Raw genomic sequence first — 18,136 nt, 5'->3', positions numbered from 1 at the left:
CGGAACGGCCGGTCCTTCGAGGTGCCGGCGGCCTCGGATCCAGCTGTGGTGTTCGGAGCTTGGAGATCAAGCCAATCTTGGATCAGCTCCGGCTGTGGAACGGAGAGTTGTGGCTCCCTGGGGGTGAAGCATGACCTCTCCGGCTACGTCGGGTTCAACCCGGCAGGTGCAGGTGGAACCGGCCGGGGCGAGGGCTGGTGGGAGCGCTCGACAGCACCCCACCAGCCCGGCCTCTCAGCGGCTGGGGTTGTCGACCAGCAGCGGCTCAGCTCTCGCCGTTCGATTCGTTGGACGGAAGCTGGGACTGGATCACGTTCATCACCGAGGAGTCGGCCAGCGTGGTGGTGTCGCCCACCTCGCGGCCCTCGGCGATGTCACGGAGCAGGCGTCGCATGATCTTTCCGGAGCGGGTCTTCGGGAGCTCGCTGACCACCTTGATCTGCTTCGGCTTGGCGATCGGTCCGAGCGTCTTGCCGACGTGGTTGCGCAGTTCGACGATCAGGTCCTCGCTGTCGGCCGCGGTGCCGCGCAGGATGACGAAGGCGACGATCGCCTGGCCGGTGGTGGCGTCGGTGGCGCCGACGACCGCCGACTCGGCGACGGCCGGGTGGCCGACCAGTGCCGACTCGACCTCGGTGGTCGAGATGTTGTGGCCGGACACCAGCATCACGTCGTCCACCCGGCCGAGCAGCCAGATGTCGCCGTCCTCGTCCTTCTTGGCACCGTCACCGGCGAAGTAGCGGCCCTCGAAACGCGACCAGTAGGTGTCGATGTAGCGCTGGTCGTCGCCCCAGATGGTGCGCAGCATGGACGGCCACGGCTCGGTGAGCACCAGGTAGCCGCCGGAGCCGTTGGGCACCTCGCGGCCTTCGTCGTCGACCACGGTGGCCGCGATACCGGGCAGTGCGCGCTGTGCGGAACCGGGCTTGGTCTCGGTGACTCCGGGCAGCGGGCTGATCATCATGGCACCGGTCTCGGTCTGCCACCAGGTGTCCACGATCGGGGTCTTGCCCGCACCGATGTGCTCGCGGTACCAGACCCAGGCCTCCGGGTTGATGGGCTCGCCGACGCTGCCCAGCACCCGCAGGCTGGAGAGGTCGAACTTGGCCGGGATGTCGTCGCCCCACTTCATGAAGGTGCGGATCGCGGTGGGGGCGGTGTAGAGGATGGTGACGCCGTACTTCTGGACGATCTCCCAGAACCGGCCCTGGTGCGGGGTGTCCGGGGTGCCCTCGTAGATCACCTGGGTCGCGCCGTTGGAGAGCGGGCCGTAGACGATGTACGAGTGCCCGGTGACCCAGCCGATGTCGGCGGTGCACCAGTAGACGTCGGTCTCCGGCTTGAGGTCGAAGACCGCGTGGTGGGTGTAGCTGGTCTGGGTGAGGTAGCCGCCGGAGGTGTGCAGGATGCCCTTGGGCTTACCGGTGGTGCCCGAGGTGTAGAGGATGAACAACGGGTGCTCGGCGTCGTGCGCCTCGGGCGTGTGCTCGGCGGACTGGCGCTCGGTGATCTCGTGCCACCAGACGTCCCTGCCCTCGGTCCAGGAGACCTCCTGGCCGGTGCGGCGGACCACCAGGACGTGCTCGACCTGCGGGCAGCGGGTGAGCGCCTCGTCGATGGCGGGCTTCAGTGAGGACGGCTTGCCGCGGCGGTAGCCGCCGTCGGCGGTGATCACCAACTTGGCGTCGGCGTCCTGGATCCGGGAGGCCACGGCGTCGGAGGAGAAACCGCCGAAGACCACCGAGTGGGTGGCACCGATCCGGGCGCAGGCGAGCATCGCCACGACCGCCTCGGCGATCATCGGCAGGTAGACGGCGACCCGGTCACCCTTGGTGACGCCCAGCTCCAGCAGGGCGTTTGCGGCCTTGGACACCTCGTCCTTGAGCTCGGCGTAGGTGATCGAGCGGCTGTCGCCCGGCTCGCCCTCGAAGTGGATAGCGACGCGGTCCCCGTGGCCGGCCTCGACATGCCGGTCGACACAGTTGTACGCCACGTTCAGCTTGCCGTCCGCGAACCACTTGGAGAACGGCGGGTTCGTCCAGTCCAGGGTCTCGGTGGGCTCGACGGCCCAGTCCAGGCGGCGGGCCTGCTCGGCCCAGAAACCGAGCCGGTCCTCGGAGGCCTGCGCGTACGCGGCCGCGGTGACGTTGGCGGCAGCGGCGAGCTCCGCGGGCGGAGCGAAGCGGCGCTCCTCCTTGAGCAGGTTGGCCAGGCTCTCGTTGCTCAACGCGCACTCCTCATCGAGTTTCATGTGCCAGGGGATCCCGTGCGGAGGGATTGTCCCGTGGGTCCCAGCGCACAGCTCACCAGGCGAACCGCCATGTTGACAAGAGGCTCCTTTCAATTGGTGTAGACCTTTGCCCGGGCGGCCCCGACCTGCGTGGATCACGTCGGCTCGGCGGCCGTTACCCGCTCCGGTGAACATCCCGCGCCATATGACCGACCGGGCGCCGACCGGGATCCGTGGTGGCTCTGCGCCGCTTCCCGCTTTCCAGTCGGCGTTCGATGACTGTCGACCACGACCGGCGACTGTCGACCACGACCGGCGACTGCTGGCCGGCGACCGCTGACTGCCGATCGGCTCGACCGGCGACCGCCGGTCGTGGTCGCCGGTTGCCGGATATCTCCTGGTGCGAGGAGTCTTGACGGTTCGTCCAGCCGGTACTCCACTGACGGTACGGGCCTGCTGCCGCCACTCGCGGGCCCGCTCCTCAGCGCACCGCTCCGCATTGGGGGGATGAACCATGCCCGGAACCTCCGATACCCCCGCCGCCTCGGCTCACCCCGACGCGCCCCTACCCCAGCCCCTCCCAGGGGACTTCGCCGTTGTCCGGATGGCTGGTCAGGTCGGTCGCCTGATCAGGATCGGACAGTGGCTCAACGGCAACGGATTCGCCGACTTCGAGCACGCCTTCGTCTATGTCGGCGGCGGCGAGCTGGTGGAGGCCGAACCCGGTGGTGCCCGACTCGGGCCGCTGACCGAGTACGACGGCCGGCCGATCCGCTGGTCGACCGGCAGATTCCAGCTGACCGAGGAGCAGCGTCAGGCCGTGGTCACGGCCGCGCGCGGCTACCTCGGTGTCCCCTACAGCTCGGCCGACTACTTCGCACTCGCCGCACACCACTTCCACCTCCCGGTGGGAGTGTTGATCAAGGCCTATGTCGCGGACAGCAAGCACATGATCTGCTCTCAACTGGTGGACCAGTGCTACCGGGATGCCGGCATACAGCTGTTCCGCGACGGTCGTTGGCCCGGCTATGTCACACCGGCCGACCTGGCCAACCTGATACGGCCCTGAACCTTCTCTGCCCGTCCTCACAACTACCGCGCCGGGAGCCAGAGCTGGGAATCGCTTCCCGGGGCCGGGCCCGGCCCTGTCCGACCGGACCCGGCAGGCGCCGGAGGAGGCTTGCGACGTCAGGCTGCCACTGGCCGTTCGTCGTGCTGCTCCTCCGACACGGACACGAACCGGCTCTTCTCTCGGTCCAAGACGTACGCCTGGGCGGTGGCGAAGTCGAAGTACATGCCGACCAGCCGCAGGGTGCCCGCGTTGACCCGGCGCTCCACCGCCGGATTGGTCAGCAACTGGTCCAACTGCTGGACCACGTTGGTGATGCAGAGCTGCTCGGCGAGATCGACCACCGGGCGGTCGGCGAACTCGGCGGGCGCCCGCTTGAGCCGGGCCAGCGACCCGCGCCCGTTGCGTAGCCAGCGGGTCAACGGTGTCGGCGGCCCGGGCCGCTCATGGACCCCGTCCAGCAGGGCCTTCATCGCGCCGCACCCGGAGTGCCCGCAGATGGTGATGCTGCGGACCTCCAGCACCTCGACGGCGTACTGCACCGCTGCCGCCACCGAGTCGTCCGCGGCCCCCGGTTCGTACGGTGCCGGCACCAGGTTGCCGACGTTCCGCACGGTGAACAGGTCGCCGGGGCCGCTGTCGGTGATCATGCTGGTGACCAGGCGGGAGTCGGCGCAGGTCAGAAAGAGTTGTGAGGGCGCCTGGCCCTCGCGTGCGAGCCGGGCCAGTTCGTGGCGGATCAGGGGTGCGGTGTGCTGCTGGAAACCGCGGACTCCGTCCAGCAGCCGACCGTGCGGGTCGTCGTCGCTCTGCTCGATGCGGTGGCGGCCGCCCCAGGGTGTCCAGGCCCGGCAGTGGTGCGGGCCCGGGGCGCTGCCGGAACGTGCGGTGCCGTCCGGGCCGGGCCCCTCGTTGTCGTGGCGTTCCGTCAGCACCGAGACCCGGCCGCCCTTGGCCTGGTGGCCGACCCGCCAGGAGTGCACTCGCTTGTACGCCGCGTGGTCCAGGAACGATCCGTCATGATGCACCGTCACATGGGCGCCCTGAGGGACCAGAGCGAGTGCCCTGTTCAGCCTGGGGACGGCGGCGAAGGTGAGCGGCCCTTGGGTGCGGACCAGGTATGAGCCGTCGGGCGCGGCCGAGACGTCCACATGGGCTCGGGTCAGCCGGTACAGGGCCAGCAGTACGGCCGCCGATCCGCCCAGCGCCAGGCCGACCGGGACACCGAAGAGGATCACCAGACCCGAGGTGAACGGGGCTCCGGTGGCCAGGGCGATGCCGAGCGAGACCGGGAGGGAGACCAGGAAGGCCGCCAGGGGCACCGCGAGGTTGTGGGGCAGGGTCGAGGGTTTCGCCGCGAACTTGCCGGCGGTCGCTGGAGGCGCGTGGTCGGTGGTGTCGGAGGCGATCGGCGCGCTGGAGATGTCGAGGGTCATGTCTTCCCGTCTTTCCGGGGAACGAACGCAGTCAGGTCCGGTGGGTGGGGCTCGGAGTCGGACGGCTGTCGTGGGTTGCAACGGTGTGGCGGGATGGCGTGGGCTCGGCGGGGAGTGGCACGGGCGGCCCATGAACCATCAAGAATCAGTAAACCGAGAGTAATGAAATCTTTGCACGAGGTGAGAACGACTGGAAGGGGGTGGCCCTGGATTCATCCCTATGGGTGGTGGCCGGGTAGTCCGGGAATAGGCCCTGAGCGGCGCGAGGCCGACTGCGCGGGGCCACCTGCGCCAGGTCGACGGTGTGAGGCCGACGGTGTGAGGCCGACGGCGCGAAGGCCGGCACCCCTGGGGGTGCCGGCCTTCGCGTGGTTCCTTGGTGCTGCCGCCCTTCTCGGCTGTCAGGCGTGGGCTGCGGCGTTCAGCCGGTCGGCGGTTGTTTCGGCGCCGAGTACGAAGCCGTCGTCGACCTGCGACGCGAGGTCGATTCCGGTCCGGTCGTTGCCCCAGGTCTCGGCGTTGCGGAGGTGGAAATGAACGGCCTGCCGGGTGTAGCGCTGAGGGTCGCGCAGCCCGAAGGCCGCGTCCGCCGCCGCCTTGAGTTGGGCGAGTACCGCGCGGTTGGCGGGCTCCAGCGTCTTCAGCTCCGGCTCGGCCCCCTGCTCCAGGCGGCGGACCCAGGGGGACTGGCCGAAGGCGGTGAGCAGGTCGTCGCCCACCTCGCGCCGGAGGAAGTCGAGATCGTCAGGGCCCTGGACCTTGTTGCCGACGACCCGCAGGGCCACGCCGAAGTCCCGCGCGTAGTCCTTGTACTGGCGGTACACCGAGACGCCCTTGCGGGTCGGCTCGGCCACCAGGAAGGTCAGGTCGAAGCGGGTGAACAGGCCGGAGGCGAAGGAGTCCGAGCCTGCCGTCATGTCGGTGACGATGTACTCGTCCGGACCGTCGACCAGGTGGTTCAGTAGCAACTCGACGGCGCCGACCTTGGAGTGGTAGCAGGCGACGCCCAGGTCCTCCTCGGCGAAGGCGCCGGTCGCCAGCAGGCGGACCGAGCCCTCGTCGAGCGCGACCGGACGGGCGCAGGCGGCGTACACCGGGTTCTCCTCGACGATCCGCAGCAGACGTGAACCCCGGCCGGGCGGAGTGGTTTTGATCATCTCCTCCGCGGAGCCGATCAGCGGATTGCTGCCGCGCAGGTACTCCTTGATCTGCATCAGGTGCTCGCCGAGCGCGGGCATGGCCGCTGTCTGAATGTCGGTCAGTCCGAGTGTGGTGCCCAGGTGCTGGTTGATATCGGCATCGACGGCGATGACCGGACGCCCGGCGGCGGCCAGATGTCGGATGAACAGTGCCGACAGTGTGGTCTTGCCGCTGCCGCCCTTGCCGACGAAGGCGATCTTCATCTGGGACCCCGACTCTCGCTTCGGCGGGCCGTGCACCGCCGGACAGTTGTTGGAAATCGTTATCGTCACCGATAGCGTTCATGTTAACGGCGGTCCGGGGCTCCGGAGGGGCGGGGATCGGGGATTGCTTCGAACGGGTGATACCGGGGTTGCTGTACCGGGGTGTAGGCGCGGTTCATTACTCTCGGGTAGGTGACCACTGGAACTGATCCCCTCGCGCCGCTGGCAGAGCTCCCCGGCGTACCCGAGGCCGTCGCCGAGGTGCGCAAGGCCGTGGACCGGCTGTACGGGCACCGAGTGATGCGCCGCCGCTCCTCCGAGGTGACCTCGGAGGCCGCGCTGCGCGGGGCGCGCGCCTCCGCAGCCCTGGAAGGGGCCGACTGGCCGCTGGAGGAGGTGCGCCGCCGCAGCGACTTCGGGGGTGATCCCGAGGCTCGTACGGTCGGCGGCGCGCTGCGGATCTCCGCCGAGGCCGGGCAGCTGCTGAGCGTATGGCGCCATGCTCCACTCCAGGTCCTGGCTCGGCTGCACCTGCTGGCGGTCGGTGATGCGGATGAGTCCGCCGGGCGGCCCCGACGCGCGGGGGAGGGGGCGGCCGACGCCTTCCCGGGGGAGCTGGCGGCCGCTGAAGGCGTGGAGGTGGCGGAGTCCGGCACGGGGGAACTCCCGGCCGCACCGGACGCCGAGGAGGTCGCGGCGCGACTCGACCAGCTCTCCCGGTTGCTGGTGGCACGCACCGAGGGCGCGGTGGGCGGTGCCCCTGCCCTGGTGGTGGCCGCCGTGGTGCATGGCGAGCTGCTGGCGCTGCGGCCGTTCGCCTCGGACAACGGCGTGATCGCCCGTGCCGCGCAGCGGATCGTTCTGATCGCCGAGGGGCTCGATCCCAAGGCCATCTGCCCGGCCGAGGTCGGTTTCGCGGAGCTGGGCACGGCGGCGTACCGGGAGGCCCTGCGCGGGTATCTCAGCGGCACGCCCGAGGGGATGGCCGCCTGGATCGGGCACTGTGCTCGGGCGCTCCGCCTGGGCGTGCGGGAGAGTACGGCGGTCTGCGAGGCGATGCAGCGCGGCATGGTCTGAGCGGTCGAGCGCATCTCGGCGCAGAGTTGCGGCGGCACCTGATCCTGCTGGGTGCCGCCGCTGGTACAGGTACCGGGTTACCAAGCATGCACCGTATGTGCCCATCAGGCGGGGATCCTGCCCGTTCACCTGGTGCGGCGGCCCGACAGCGGGTCGGCTGCATGTGGGTGCTCAGTTATCTGTACGCGGTCCGTGGGGCCTGAACTGCGTTGTCGGAACGACCCTCCTGGGTCCTGACCGGGTCTCGCGGGCCGTACCTCATTTCTATCGCGGTTTGCCGGAAAGCGGAACCCGAAACGAGAAGTCTTTGCTGTTTGTCCGCTTTGTCCCAAACGGTCGAGAGCTCGGAGTGGACGCACAGCGGCTGGTGAAAGCGCGTCCGGCCCGGCGATGCCCGAGATCGTCTGGTCGGATCAGGCGGACGGGCGGCGCCGCTTGGCCGCCGCGTACCAGAGCACGCCGGCGGTCAGCAGTGCCGTGCCGACTGCCACGGCGGTCACCACGGAACGGCTGGGCGTGCTGAAGTCCGGCAGCCGGCGCCTGAGTTCGACCGGGCGGTTGAAGACCAGGATCGGCCAGTCGCGAGCCAGGGCCTCCTTGCGCAGAGCGCGGTCCGGGTTGACCGCGGAGGGGTGGCCGACAGCCTCCAGTAGTGGCAGATCGGTCGAGGAGTCGCTGTACGCATAGCAGTTGGCCAGGTCGTAGCCCTCGGTCTCGGCCAGTTCGCGGATCGCCGCGGCCTTGTTCTCCGCGTAGGCGTAGTACTCGATCTCGCCGGTGTACCGGCCGTCCTCGATCTTCAGTCGGGTGGCGATCACGTGGTCCGCGCCGAGCAGCGCGCCGATCGGCTCGACCACCTCGGAGCCCGAGCTGCTGACGATCACGACATCGCGGCCGGCCGCGTGGTGCTGCTCGATGAGCGAGGCGGCCTCGTCGTAGATGATCGGGTCGATCAGTCCGTGCAGGGTCTCGGCGACGATCTCCCTGACCTGCTGGACGTTCCAGCCCCGGGTGAGCGCGGAGAGGTACTCGCGCATCTTCTCCATCTGGTCGTGGTCCGCGCCGCCGACCAGGAAGACGAACTGGGCGTAGGCGCTCTTCAGCACGGCTCGACGGTTGATCAGGCCGCCTTGGTAGAACGGGCGGCTGAACGCCAGGGCACTCGACTTGGCAATGATCGTTTTGTCGAGATCGAAGAAAGCGGCGGTTCGCACCGCGCCATACTGGCGGCGAGGGGCGGCTGCGGGGGCCGGGTCGGCGGCGTCCGGTGCGGAACGGTGAGCGGAGTTCCCGTCGTGCTCGGCGATGTCGGCGTTCTCGGTGGTGTCCACGGGATCCGAGGATAGAGGGCCTGGCAAAACACCCCGCCATTCGGTGTACTCGTGGGCGTGCGGGTTTGTGTTTCTGGCCGCTCGGGTACACCATGGAAGTCACGGATCGTTCGCGACCGTGCTAACCCGGTCCGGCTCCTCCCCCCCGAGTCGGGCTGTGGATAGACGACCCCCGCTCTCCCCCCCGGCGGGGGTCGTCGCACGTCCGGGGCCATTTTCCGGGCTTCTTGGGGGTGTCGGGGGAGGCTCGCCGACGCTTTTCGCGGCGGGTGCGGGTGATCTTCTCGGGCGGCCCATAGGGACCACTTGGTCACTCTCCGTATCTATTGAGCCTTGATCGGTGAGGCGCGACTCCGCCCCCTAGCGGTGGGTCTCGGATGAGGTGCGGCCACCGCGTTCTCCGGCTTCTCGGCAGCCTCGAAGGTGTCAATTCTTTGGCCATTAGCCCCCCGCGCGGGTGAACAAAGTTATCCACAGGCCCGACTTATCCACAGGTAATCGGAAGGGGGATGACGGATTCCGCCGGGTCCGCGACCTTGGTCCTCGGGCAGCGGCCGACTCCATCGCGGGGAGGCCGCTGGCAACCCACCGGCAGGTGTCGGGGCGCACGGTCCCGGCAGCTGGACAGCACCTCACCGGGGGAGACAGCCATGTCAACACCCACCGCAGACCACCACCCGGCCGATCGAACGGCCCCGTCGGGGCCGCTCATCGTCACCGACAACGAATCCCTCGCCGAGAACCTGCTCCGGCTCTGTGCCGCCGCGGGCACCGACCCGCACCTGCTGTGCGGAGTTCCACCGTCCCGAGACCTGTGGGAGAGCGCACCGCTGGTGCTGGTCGGAGACGACCAGGCGGAGCGCTGCGCGGGCCTGGCCCGCCGGGCCGGTGTCCTACTGCTCGGCCTCGACCTGGATGACTGCGAGGTCTGGGTCAGAGCCGTCAGGCTCGGGGCGGAGCACGTTCTGTTCCTGCCGGACGCACAGGCGTGGCTGCTGGACCGGATCGCCGATGCGGCCGAGGGCATCGGCCCACCCGCACTGACCATCGCCGTGCTCGGCGGCCGCGGCGGGGCCGGTGCCTCGACCCTGGCCTGTGCTCTTGCGATCACTGCGGCTCGAACGGGCCGCCGCACCATGCTCATTGACGCCGACCCCCTGGGCGGCGGGCTGGACGTCCTGCTCGGTGGCGAGGGTGCGGGCGGCCTGCGCTGGCCGGATCTGGCCGGTTCCCGAGGGCGGGTCAACGGCGCCGAACTCGCCAAAGCCCTACCCGAGTTGCACCATCTGACCGCCCTGTCCTGGGATCGCGGCGACACGCTCGCGGTGCCGCCCGAGGCGATGCGCAGCGTGCTCGCGGCCGCTCGTCGGCGCGGTGGGCTGGTCGTTCTGGACCTCCCCAGGCACCTCGACTCGGCCGCCGGACAGGCGCTCGAGCAGGCCGACACCGGCCTGCTGGTGGTACCGGCGGAGCTGCGTGCGATGGCGGCGGCGGAGCGGGTGGCCTCGGCCGCCAGGATGCGGCTCTCGGATCTGCGCGCGGTGGTCCGGGTGCCGGGGCCGGCCGGGTTGGCAGGCCCGGAGATCGCACGCGGGCTCGGGCTGAGGCTGGCCGGTGAGCTGGCACAGGAGCCGGGGCTGGGCGCCGACGTGGAGCGGGGAGCACCGCCCGGCATTCGCGCCAAGGGGCCTCTGGCGCGCTTCTGCGGCAGTTTCCTGAACGAGGCGATGCCGCCGGTTCCGGCGGACGGAGGAGGTGCACGGTGACGGGGAGTCTGCGGGGGCCGAGTCGGCCGGGGGAGTACGGCAGGGCCGCGACCGGCCCGCACCGACGGCCGCTCGGCCTGGGCACACGCCTTGTCGGGCGGTCGCACGGACCGGGCCGCGCCGACCCCGGGCGGGCGGATCCGGGCCGAGCGGAGGCGGGGCAAGCGGACCCGGCCGTGGGAGTTCAGGGCGCGGGGGCTCAGGACACCGGGCTGGACCTGGGCGCGGCCACCGGCTCCCTCGGGCGTGAGCGGCCCGGTCGGGCGGAGCCCGGTGGGTCAGGACCGACCGGGCCGGTGACATCCCGGGGACGGACCGACCCGCGGGCCGCGGCCCTGCTCGACGCGGTACGGCTGCGGCTGGCCGAGGCCGGTGCACAGCCCACCGCGAGGTCGGTGGCGGCGGCGGTGCGGGCCGCGAGGCCGCCGCTGGGCGGCGACGATGTCCTCGACGCCGTACGGATGCTCCGCTCCGAGCTGGTCGGCGCCGGGCCGCTCGACCAACTGCTGGGCGAGCCGGACGTGACCGACGTCCTGGTGAACGGCCCCGATGAGGTGTGGATCGACCGAGGGTTCGGGCTGCAACGGGTCTCCGGCATCCGGTTTCCCGATGCCGCCGCCGTTCGCCATCTCGCACACCGACTGGCGACCGCGGCCGGTCGGCGGCTCGACGACGCCAGGCCGTGGGTCGACGCCCGGCTGCCGAACGGGACTCGTCTGCATGCCGTGCTCCCACCGATCGCAGCGGGCTGCACCCATATCTCGCTGAGGATCTCCCGCTCCCGGCCGTTCACCCTGGCGGAGCTGGTCGCGGGAGGCGCGTTGCCCCAGACCGGAGCCGACCTGCTCTCGGCCGTACTGAATGCCAGGCTCTCGCTGCTGATCAGCGGGGGTACCGGCACCGGCAAGACCACGTTGCTGGCGGCGCTGCTGGGGCTGGTCGGCCCGGGCGAACGGATCGTCCTGGCCGAGGACTCGGCCGAACTCCGGCCCGCCCACCCCCATGTGGTGCGGCTCCAGAGCAGACCGCCGAACCAGGAGGGGCTCGGTGAACTGACCCTGCGGGACCTCGTGCGGCAGGCACTGCGCATGCGCCCGGACCGCCTGGTGGTCGGCGAGGTCAGAGGCGCCGAGGTGGTCGACCTGCTGTCCGCGCTCAACACCGGTCACGAGGGCGGCTGCGGCACGGTTCACGCCAACACCGGGGCCGACGTCCCGGCCAGGTTGGAGGCACTCGGTTCGCTCGCGGGCCTGGACCGGCTCTCCCTGCACAGCCAGCTGCGAGCAGCCCTCGATGTGATCATCCACCTGGTGCGTGAGCCGGACACCGGGCTGCGTCGGGTCGCCGAGATCCACATGCTCACGGGCGATGAGCGAGGGCTCGCGACGACCACTCCCGCGGTCACCTTCGGGTCAGGTGGCACCTGTGAGCCCGGCCCCGGTTGGGAGAGGCTGCGGCAGCGCTGTGCGGTCCGTGGGGTGGAACTGCCCGGGAGCATCCGATGAACGTGCGGCAGATCGAGGTCCTCTGGGTGCTGCTGCTGTGCGGTGCCGCGTTCGGCGCCTGGTGGCTGCTGCAGTCGGCCAGAAGGGGGTTGCGGTGACCGGCGATCAGCTGCTGTGGGCGGTCGGACTGGTCGGTGCGGCGACCGGACTCCGGTTGGGTCTGGCGAGGAGGGCACGAGCGGCGGAGCGGGCCCGAGGGCTCTTCGGCACGGCTGCGGGAGGTGACGGAGCCGGGGTGCCGCAGCGTCTCCTGGCCCGGGCCCGGTCGGGGTGGCTAGGCCGACTCCTCCCGGAACTCCTCCTCCTTCCGGTCGGGTTGGCACTCGGGCTGGACACGAGCTCACCGGTGCCGGTGGTTGTCGCGGCCGCCGCGGTGGTGCCGCTGCGACGGTGGCGACACCACCGCAGGCAGACGGCACAGGCGCGCAGCCGGGCGGCGGCGGTGATCGAGCTCTGCACCGGCCTCGCCGCGGAGTTGCGCGCAGGAGCGACACCGGACCAGGCCCTGGGTTCGGTGACCGCCCGTACGACATCCCTGCGGGCGGGGTTGGGCGCGGAGCCCACCGCCCGGTTGGCCGCCGGCCGGTACGGTGCCGACATTCCGGCCGCGCTCAGATTCGTGGCGGAGTCACCCGGAGGGCAGGGTGCCGCGGCCGTCGCGGCCTGCTGGGAGGTGACGGCGGAGAGCGGGACCGGCCTGGCCGCGGGCTTGGACCAACTCACGGACGCGCTGCGGGCGGAGCAGGCGCTGACCGAGGAGATCGCCGGAGAGCTGGCCGGTCCGCGAGCGACCATCGCCGTACTCGCCGCTCTCCCGCTGATCGGCCTGCTGCTCGGCGCGGCGCTCGGGGCGAAGCCCGTACAGGTCCTGCTGCACAGGCCGATTGGCCTGGGCTGCCTTGCTGCGGGGGTGCTGCTGGAGGCGGCCGGGCTGGCGTGGACGGCACGGATCGTACGCGCCGCGGAGGCCGCCGAGGGCTTGCCGGTCCGAGGGGGACCGGCGAGCGGTCCGAGATCTCCTTCCCGAGGCCTGGTGACGGAAGCGGACCGGGCTGCCGGAGAAGCGGAGGTGCGGGATGCCGGGAGTCGGCGAGGAGCAATGAGCGGGCCGGGTTGCGCGGTTGAGTGCGGGATCTCACGAACTCGGTTCGGCAGGGTGGAGGTGGCGCGGTGAGCACGGGAGTCCCGGTGTTGTCATTGGCCTTGCCGGTGGTGGCGGTCGCGGCTGTCGGGGAGGCGGTAAGGAAGGGGCGGCGCCGAGCCGCTCGGCGCCGGGCGGGCCGGTGGATCGCCGGCACCCCCGGGCGGGACGGTGGCCTGGGGCGGCAACCCGGCCGAGGCCGCCGATGGCCGGCGCGTGGCTTCGGCCGCACCAGCCATGGAGCCCCGGCACGGAGCTGGAGAGCCCGCGTGACCGAACTGGCGGAAGCCGAATGGACGGTACCGATCGTGGTGGGGGTCGGTGCGGCGGTGGTGGTCGGCGGTCCGGTCGGGCTGCCGGCGGGCACCCTGCTCGCCCTCGCCGCGAAGCGGTGGCTGCCCAGGGTGCGCTCTCCGGCCGAGCGGCAGGCCGCACTGGAACAGGACCAGCTGGCCAGGCAACTGCCGCTGACCGCCGAACTGTTGGCCGCCTGCCTGGGTTCCTGTTCGTCGCCGGCTGAGGCCGCCGCGGCCGTGGCGGCGAGTGTCGGTCCGCCGATGAGCGGCCGGCTCGCGGGTGCGGCGGCCGAGCTGGCGCTCGGGGCACCGCCTGAGGTCTGCTGGGAGAGGCTCGGCGCGGACTGCCCGACGCTCGCCCCATTGGCTCGCTGTCTGGTGCGGACGAGCATCAGCGGCTCGCCGCCTGCCGCTCCCCTCATCGGACTGGCCCAGGCCCAGCGGGAGACCGTCCGCCGGGCCGCGCACGGCCGTGTCCGTCGAGCCGGGGTTCTCGCCACCGCTCCGCTCGGTGTCTGCTTCCTCCCCGCCTTCATTCTGATCGGGGTCGTTCCCGTCGTCATCGGGTTGACCTCGCTCTTCGCCAAACGAATCTGACGCACTCTCTGGTTGACCCGCTTCCGGGGCGCCCTCGAAGAACCGTTCTCGAGCCGTCCCTGAAGTCGAAATCAGGAACAAACCGAAGGAGATCCGCCATGACCGTTTCCATTGCGATTGCGACCGGCCAAGGACCCGTTCACCCCAACCCGCCGGTCCGGAGGGCGCGGAGGTGGCTGTCCGCGAGGTTGAGGAGGCTGCGGGGTGCACGAAGCGACGCGGGGATGTCGACGGCCGAGTACGCCATCGGCACCGTCGCCGCTTGCGCGATCGCGGCAGCCCTCTACAAGTTGGTGACCAGCGGGGTGTTCACCGATGCCTTCACCGAACTGGTCAACAAGGCGTTCCATGTCATCTGACCCGCCCCGGCGGTGGGGGCCCCGGCCGCCTCGGCAGCGGGATCCCCGGCCGGTCCGGCCGGGCGGCCGCACCTCTCGGTGGCACAAGGGCGGGATGTCCGGGGACGGCGGGTTCGTGACCGCCGAGACTGCCGTCGCGCTACCCGCCCTGGTGTTCCTGGCAGCCGTGCTGATGTGGGGAGTTGTGGCGGCGGCCGCTCAGATCCGGTGTGTGGACGCCGCTCGGATCGGCGCGAGGGCGGCCGCACGGGGTGATGCGAACGCCACTGAGCTGGCACGAGCTGCGGCACCGGCCGGGGCCGCTGTCCAGGTCTCCCGGGACGGCGAGACCGTACGGGTGGCGATCGATGCGCCCTGCCCGGGGCCTGGGCGTGTTGCTTCGGCCCTCACGGTCCGGTTGAGGGCCACGGCGGTGGCGGCGCGAGAGGACATCATCGGCACGACGGACGGCGGTGGATGATGACGGTCCGAGCCCCAGGCACATACGTGTCTCATGGTCTCCGGGCCTTCGGGCGGAGCGCTTGCGGCGAGATCGGATCGTCCGGGATCCGGTCTGCCGATTCGACCGGGCTGGTCAGACCGACCGGGCTGGCCATGCTGGTGAGATCGCCCGGTCCGGCCAAGTCGGCCAAACTGTGCCGGTCGACCCGGCGGGCCGGGCCGGTCGGGTTGACCAGGCGGACCACGCGGCAGCCGGCCCGGACAGGGCCTGCCCCGTGTACCGCGCCGCGCCCCGTCTCGCAGTGCCTGGTCCCCCAGTGCCCGGCCCCCCAGCGCCCCGCTGCACCGCGCGCCGTCTCGTCGCGCGCGGTCCTGCCGCGGGCCGTGCCCGACGCGGGTTCGGCCACCGTCTGGCTGGTGGCGCTGATGATGCTCGGCTGCGTGGTCTTCGCGGCCAGCCTGGCCGTCGGATCGGTGGTGGCCGCGCGGCATCGTGCGGAGTCGGCAGCGGACCTCGCCGCGCTCGCCGCTGCCGACCGACTCCTGCTGGACCCGGATGGTGGCTGCGGCTGGGCCTCCCGGATCGCGGACGAACACCGGGCGGCCCTGGTGTCCTGCTCGGTGGATCCCGGGGCGGATGCCGTCGCGGTGACGGTCAGGGTCGACGTCCCCCGCGGGGTACTGCCCTTTCCGGTCGGGCCGGCTCAGGCCCGGGCCAGGGCCGGGCCGGTCTGGTCCTGGGGAGCCGACGAGTCGGCGGTGACGGCAGCCTCGGCCTGTGAAGGTCCGGCCGCGGCCGGACCGGCGGGTACGGTGCGCCCGCCGGCGAGGGGAACGGACCATCCATCCGTGAGGAGGGCGAGCGTTGCGTCACCGCCGCGCGTGGACCGGACGTCGACGACGAGTACGAGCAGCACGTCACTGCCCGGTCTGGACCGGACACCGACGACGCCCCGGGCATGCCCGGAGGCTCAGTCACCACCCCCGGCCGCGGTGGCTTGCCCCGGAGCCCCGGCCAGCAGGACGTCCAGGAGCCTTACGGCCGCCGCCTTGTCGAGCGGGTCATTGCCGTTCCCGCACTTGGGGGACTGCACGCACGACGGGCAGCCCCGTTCGCACTCGCACGCCGCGATCGCGTCCCGGGTCGCCGTCAGCCACTGCTCCGCCCGCCGGAACCCGCGTTCGGCGAAGCCGGCGCCGCCGGAGTGTCCGTCGTACACGAAGACCGTCGGGAGCTGGGTGTCGGGGTGGAGCGGCACGGACACTCCGCCGATGTCCCAGCGGTCACAGGTGGCGAAGAGCGGGAGCAGGCCGATGGACGCGTGCTCCGCCGCATGGGCGGCGCCGGGGAGCTGGTCGACCGGGATCTCCGCGTCGAGAAGTTGGTCCTCCGTGACGGTCCACCACACGGCCCGGGTCCGCAGTGTCCTGGGCGGCAGATCGAGCTTGCTCTCACCGAGGATCTCGCCGGTGGCGATGCGTTTCCGCAGGTATCCCACCACCTGGTTGACCACCTCGACCGAGCCGAAGCAGAGCCGCGCCTCACCCCACTCGACGACGGTGTCGGTGCTGAGGATGGAGATGGAGGTGATGTCCCGGGCGGCTGTCGTGTAGGGCGGGTCCGCCAGTTCGACCAACGCTACAGAGGTCTCCAGGTTGAGGCTCTGCACCAGGTACGTACGGCCCTGGTGCAGATGGACCGCGCCGGTGTGCACCGTGGTGTGGGCGGCGGCCGCGTCCACGGTGCCGAGCAACCGCCCGGTGGAGCCCTCGACGATCTGCACCGGGCTGCCGCCGCTGCCCCGCAGGTCGACCGCGTCCGCCGCGCGTTCACGTCTGGTCCAGTACCAGGCGTTGGCACCGCGCCGCCGTAGCAGCCCGCGCTTCTCCAGCACCGGGAGCAACTGGGCGGTAGAGGGTCCGAACAGCGCGAGGTCGCTCTCGCCGAGCGGGAGCTCGGCGGCGGCCGCACACAGGTGCGGGGCCAGGATGTGGGGGTTGTCGGGGTCGAGGACGGTGGCCTCGACGGGGTTGGCGAACAGAGCCTCCGGGTGGTGCACGAGGTAGGTGTCCAGCGGGTCGTCCCGGGCGATCAGCATGGCGAGTGCGCCCTGGCCCTCTCGTCCCGCCCGCCCGGCCTGCTGCCAGAGGGAGGCCCGGGTCCCCGGGTAGCCGGCGATCAGTACGGCGTCCAGACCGGAGACGTCGACGCCGAGCTCGAGCGCGGAGGTGGAGGCGAGGCCGAGCAGCCGCCCGGAGTGCAGGTCGCGTTCCAGTGACCGGCGTTCCTCGGCGAGGTAGCCGCCCCGATACGCGGCGACGCGGGCCGCGAGCGGTGAACCGAGTTGGTCCTGGGTCTGCAGTGCGACCAGTTCGGCCGCGCGGCGGGAGCGGACGAAGACCACGGTCCGGGTCCCGGCCCCGACCAGGTCGGTGAGCAGGTAACCGGCCTCGGCGGTGGCGGTGCGGCGCACGGGCGCGCCGTTCTCGCCGACGTTCTCGGTGAGCGGCGGCTCCCACAGGGCGAAGACCAGCGGACCGCGCGGTGAGGCGTCCTCGGTCACCGCCACGGCCGGGAGGCCGGTGAGCCGCTCGGCGGTGGCCGCCGGATCGGCGGTGGTGGCCGATGCGAGCAGGAACACCGGTTCGGAGCCGTACCGGGCACAGATCCGGCGCAGCCGTCGCAGTACCTGAGCGACATGCGAGCCGAAGACGCCGCGGTAGCTGTGGCACTCGTCGATCACGACGTACTTCAGTGCCTTGAGGAAGGAGGACCACCGTGCGTGGCCGGGCAGGATGCCGCGGTGCAGCATGTCCGGGTTGGTCAGCACGTAGGAGGCGTACTGGCGGACCCACTCGCGTTCCTCGGGCGGTGTGTCGCCGTCGTAGAGGGCCGGGCGGACCCGGTCCGGTGCGAGTTCGGCGGCGCGTCTGCGCTGGTCAGCGGCGAGCGCCTTGGTCGGGGCCAGGTAGAGCGCGGTCGTGCCGCGCCCGTTCGGGGCCTCGGTGCCGTCCAGCAGGTCACTGAGCACCGGTGCCAGATACCCGAGCGACTTGCCTGAGGCGGTCCCTGTGGCAATCACCACAGTTTGACCGTTTTTAGCCAGATTCATTGCCTCAGCCTGGTGCGCCCAGGGCAGGTCGACCCCCAGAGCCCGCGCGGACGCCACGATTTCCGCGCGGATATTGGCCGGCCACGGCGAGAAACGTGCCTGACGAGCCGGTAGGTGCTCCGTATGGGTGAGGCGATCGGAACGGGACCGGCCGCTGGCAAGGGCGGTCAACAGGGCTTCGGGTGGGCGATGGTGGGGCGGCACGAGGACCCAGTGTGTCACTGGCGTGACGGAGAATCGCTCCAAGCCATCGTGCGGGCATGGTCGCAGGTGGTTGAATGAAGCCGTGACGGCCGCATGGCCGAGGGCCGCAACGCCGGGGTGCGATTTGCCGTGGCAGCGTGCCCGGTCTGCGACCAAGCGACGGCGGCC

The 18,136-nt window shown here is 71.3% G+C and carries 13 protein-coding genes and 1 pseudogene; 9 read left to right on the top strand and 5 right to left on the bottom strand.

The genetic code is table 11. The features are described from left to right. Window positions 1-265: 265 nt before the first annotated feature. On the bottom strand, window positions 266-2,227 hold the full coding sequence (acs, locus tag ACSMTC_RS17580; protein WP_436560643.1) for an acetate--CoA ligase: 1,962 nt from the start codon (window positions 2,225-2,227) through the stop codon (window positions 266-268). Window positions 2,228-2,834: 607 nt separating this feature from the next. On the opposite strand from acs, the gene ACSMTC_RS17575 reads away from it, so the two are divergent. After that, entirely contained in the window at window positions 2,835-3,299 is a 465-nt protein-coding gene (locus ACSMTC_RS17575; RefSeq protein WP_436560642.1) for a hypothetical protein, read from the top strand. Window positions 3,300-3,418: 119 nt separating this feature from the next. Here ACSMTC_RS17575 and ACSMTC_RS17570 read toward each other — a convergent pair whose 3' ends face one another. After that, window positions 3,419-4,735: a carbonic anhydrase gene (locus ACSMTC_RS17570; RefSeq protein WP_436560641.1), complete on the bottom strand. Its 1,317-nt coding sequence runs from the start codon at window positions 4,733-4,735 to the stop codon at window positions 3,419-3,421. A 401-nt stretch (window positions 4,736-5,136) separates the two neighbouring features. Beyond that, window positions 5,137-6,138 carry an ATP-binding protein gene (locus ACSMTC_RS17565; RefSeq protein WP_436560640.1) on the bottom strand — a complete coding sequence of 334 codons (1,002 nt, stop codon included), beginning with the start codon at window positions 6,136-6,138 and terminating at the stop codon, window positions 5,137-5,139. A gap of 192 nt (window positions 6,139-6,330) precedes the next feature. On the opposite strand from ACSMTC_RS17565, the gene ACSMTC_RS17560 reads away from it, so the two are divergent. After that, on the top strand, window positions 6,331-7,215 hold the full coding sequence (locus ACSMTC_RS17560; RefSeq protein WP_436560639.1) for a Fic family protein: 885 nt from the start codon (window positions 6,331-6,333) through the stop codon (window positions 7,213-7,215). Between the two features lie 413 nt (window positions 7,216-7,628). Here the strand turns inward: ACSMTC_RS17560 and ACSMTC_RS17555 are convergent, their stop codons facing one another. Next, window positions 7,629-8,429, bottom strand: coding sequence for an HAD family hydrolase (locus ACSMTC_RS17555; RefSeq protein ID WP_436564720.1), 801 nt, complete (start codon window positions 8,427-8,429; stop codon window positions 7,629-7,631). A gap of 767 nt (window positions 8,430-9,196) precedes the next feature. On the opposite strand from ACSMTC_RS17555, the gene ssd reads away from it, so the two are divergent. The 7 genes and pseudogenes from ssd to ACSMTC_RS17520 form a co-directional block, all read left to right on the top strand. Beyond that, window positions 9,197-10,312 carry a septum site-determining protein Ssd gene (ssd, locus tag ACSMTC_RS17550; protein WP_436560638.1) on the top strand — a complete coding sequence of 372 codons (1,116 nt, stop codon included), beginning with the start codon at window positions 9,197-9,199 and terminating at the stop codon, window positions 10,310-10,312. A gap of 296 nt (window positions 10,313-10,608) precedes the next feature. Next, the gene (locus ACSMTC_RS17545; RefSeq protein ID WP_436560637.1) at window positions 10,609-11,817 is read left to right on the top strand and encodes a TadA family conjugal transfer-associated ATPase; all 1,209 of its coding nucleotides are present in this window, start codon (window positions 10,609-10,611) and stop codon (window positions 11,815-11,817) included. Between the two features lie 346 nt (window positions 11,818-12,163). Next, entirely contained in the window at window positions 12,164-12,991 is an 828-nt protein-coding gene (locus ACSMTC_RS17540; RefSeq protein WP_436560636.1) for a type II secretion system F family protein, read from the top strand. A gap of 236 nt (window positions 12,992-13,227) precedes the next feature. Further along, window positions 13,228-13,851 carry a type II secretion system F family protein gene (locus tag ACSMTC_RS17535; protein WP_436560635.1) on the top strand — a complete coding sequence of 208 codons (624 nt, stop codon included), beginning with the start codon at window positions 13,228-13,230 and terminating at the stop codon, window positions 13,849-13,851. Window positions 13,852-14,039: 188 nt separating this feature from the next. Continuing rightward, window positions 14,040-14,210 (top strand): DUF4244 domain-containing protein, encoded by a 171-nt coding sequence (locus ACSMTC_RS17530; protein WP_436564719.1) that lies wholly within the window; start codon window positions 14,040-14,042, stop codon window positions 14,208-14,210. After that, on the top strand, window positions 14,167-14,670 hold the full coding sequence (locus ACSMTC_RS17525) for a TadE family type IV pilus minor pilin (protein ID WP_436560634.1): 504 nt from the start codon (window positions 14,167-14,169) through the stop codon (window positions 14,668-14,670). The genes ACSMTC_RS17530 and ACSMTC_RS17525 overlap by 44 nt, the downstream gene beginning before the upstream one ends. Continuing rightward, window positions 14,667-15,368, top strand: a pseudogene (locus ACSMTC_RS17520) (Rv3654c family TadE-like protein); the annotation flags it as partial. The gene ACSMTC_RS17525 and the pseudogene ACSMTC_RS17520, both read left to right, overlap by 4 nt. Window positions 15,369-15,622: 254 nt before the next feature. Here ACSMTC_RS17520 and ACSMTC_RS17515 read toward each other — a convergent pair. Further along, on the bottom strand, window positions 15,623-17,986 hold the full coding sequence (locus ACSMTC_RS17515) for a DEAD/DEAH box helicase (protein WP_436564718.1): 2,364 nt from the start codon (window positions 17,984-17,986) through the stop codon (window positions 15,623-15,625). Window positions 17,987-18,136: the final 150 nt, after the last annotated feature.

This window comes from Kitasatospora sp. HPM-01-4 (assembly GCF_051374625.1).
Taxonomy (GTDB): Bacteria; Actinomycetota; Actinomycetes; order Streptomycetales; family Streptomycetaceae; genus Kitasatospora.
This window is presented reverse-complemented; position numbering and strand designations above follow the sequence as displayed.

Excerpts from the sequence above, each read along its gene's own strand:
- ACSMTC_RS17575 (WP_436560642.1), top strand. The coding sequence starts at position 2,835 with ATGGCTGGTCAGGTCGGTCGCCTGATCAGGATCGGACAGTGGCTCAAC.
- ACSMTC_RS17570 (WP_436560641.1), bottom strand. The coding sequence starts at position 4,735 with ATGACCCTCGACATCTCCAGCGCGCCGATCGCCTCCGACACCACCGAC.
- ACSMTC_RS17565 (WP_436560640.1), bottom strand. The coding sequence starts at position 6,138 with ATGAAGATCGCCTTCGTCGGCAAGGGCGGCAGCGGCAAGACCACACTG.
- ssd (WP_436560638.1), top strand. The coding sequence starts at position 9,197 with ATGTCAACACCCACCGCAGACCACCACCCGGCCGATCGAACGGCCCCG.
- ACSMTC_RS17525 (WP_436560634.1), top strand. The coding sequence starts at position 14,167 with ATGCCTTCACCGAACTGGTCAACAAGGCGTTCCATGTCATCTGACCCG.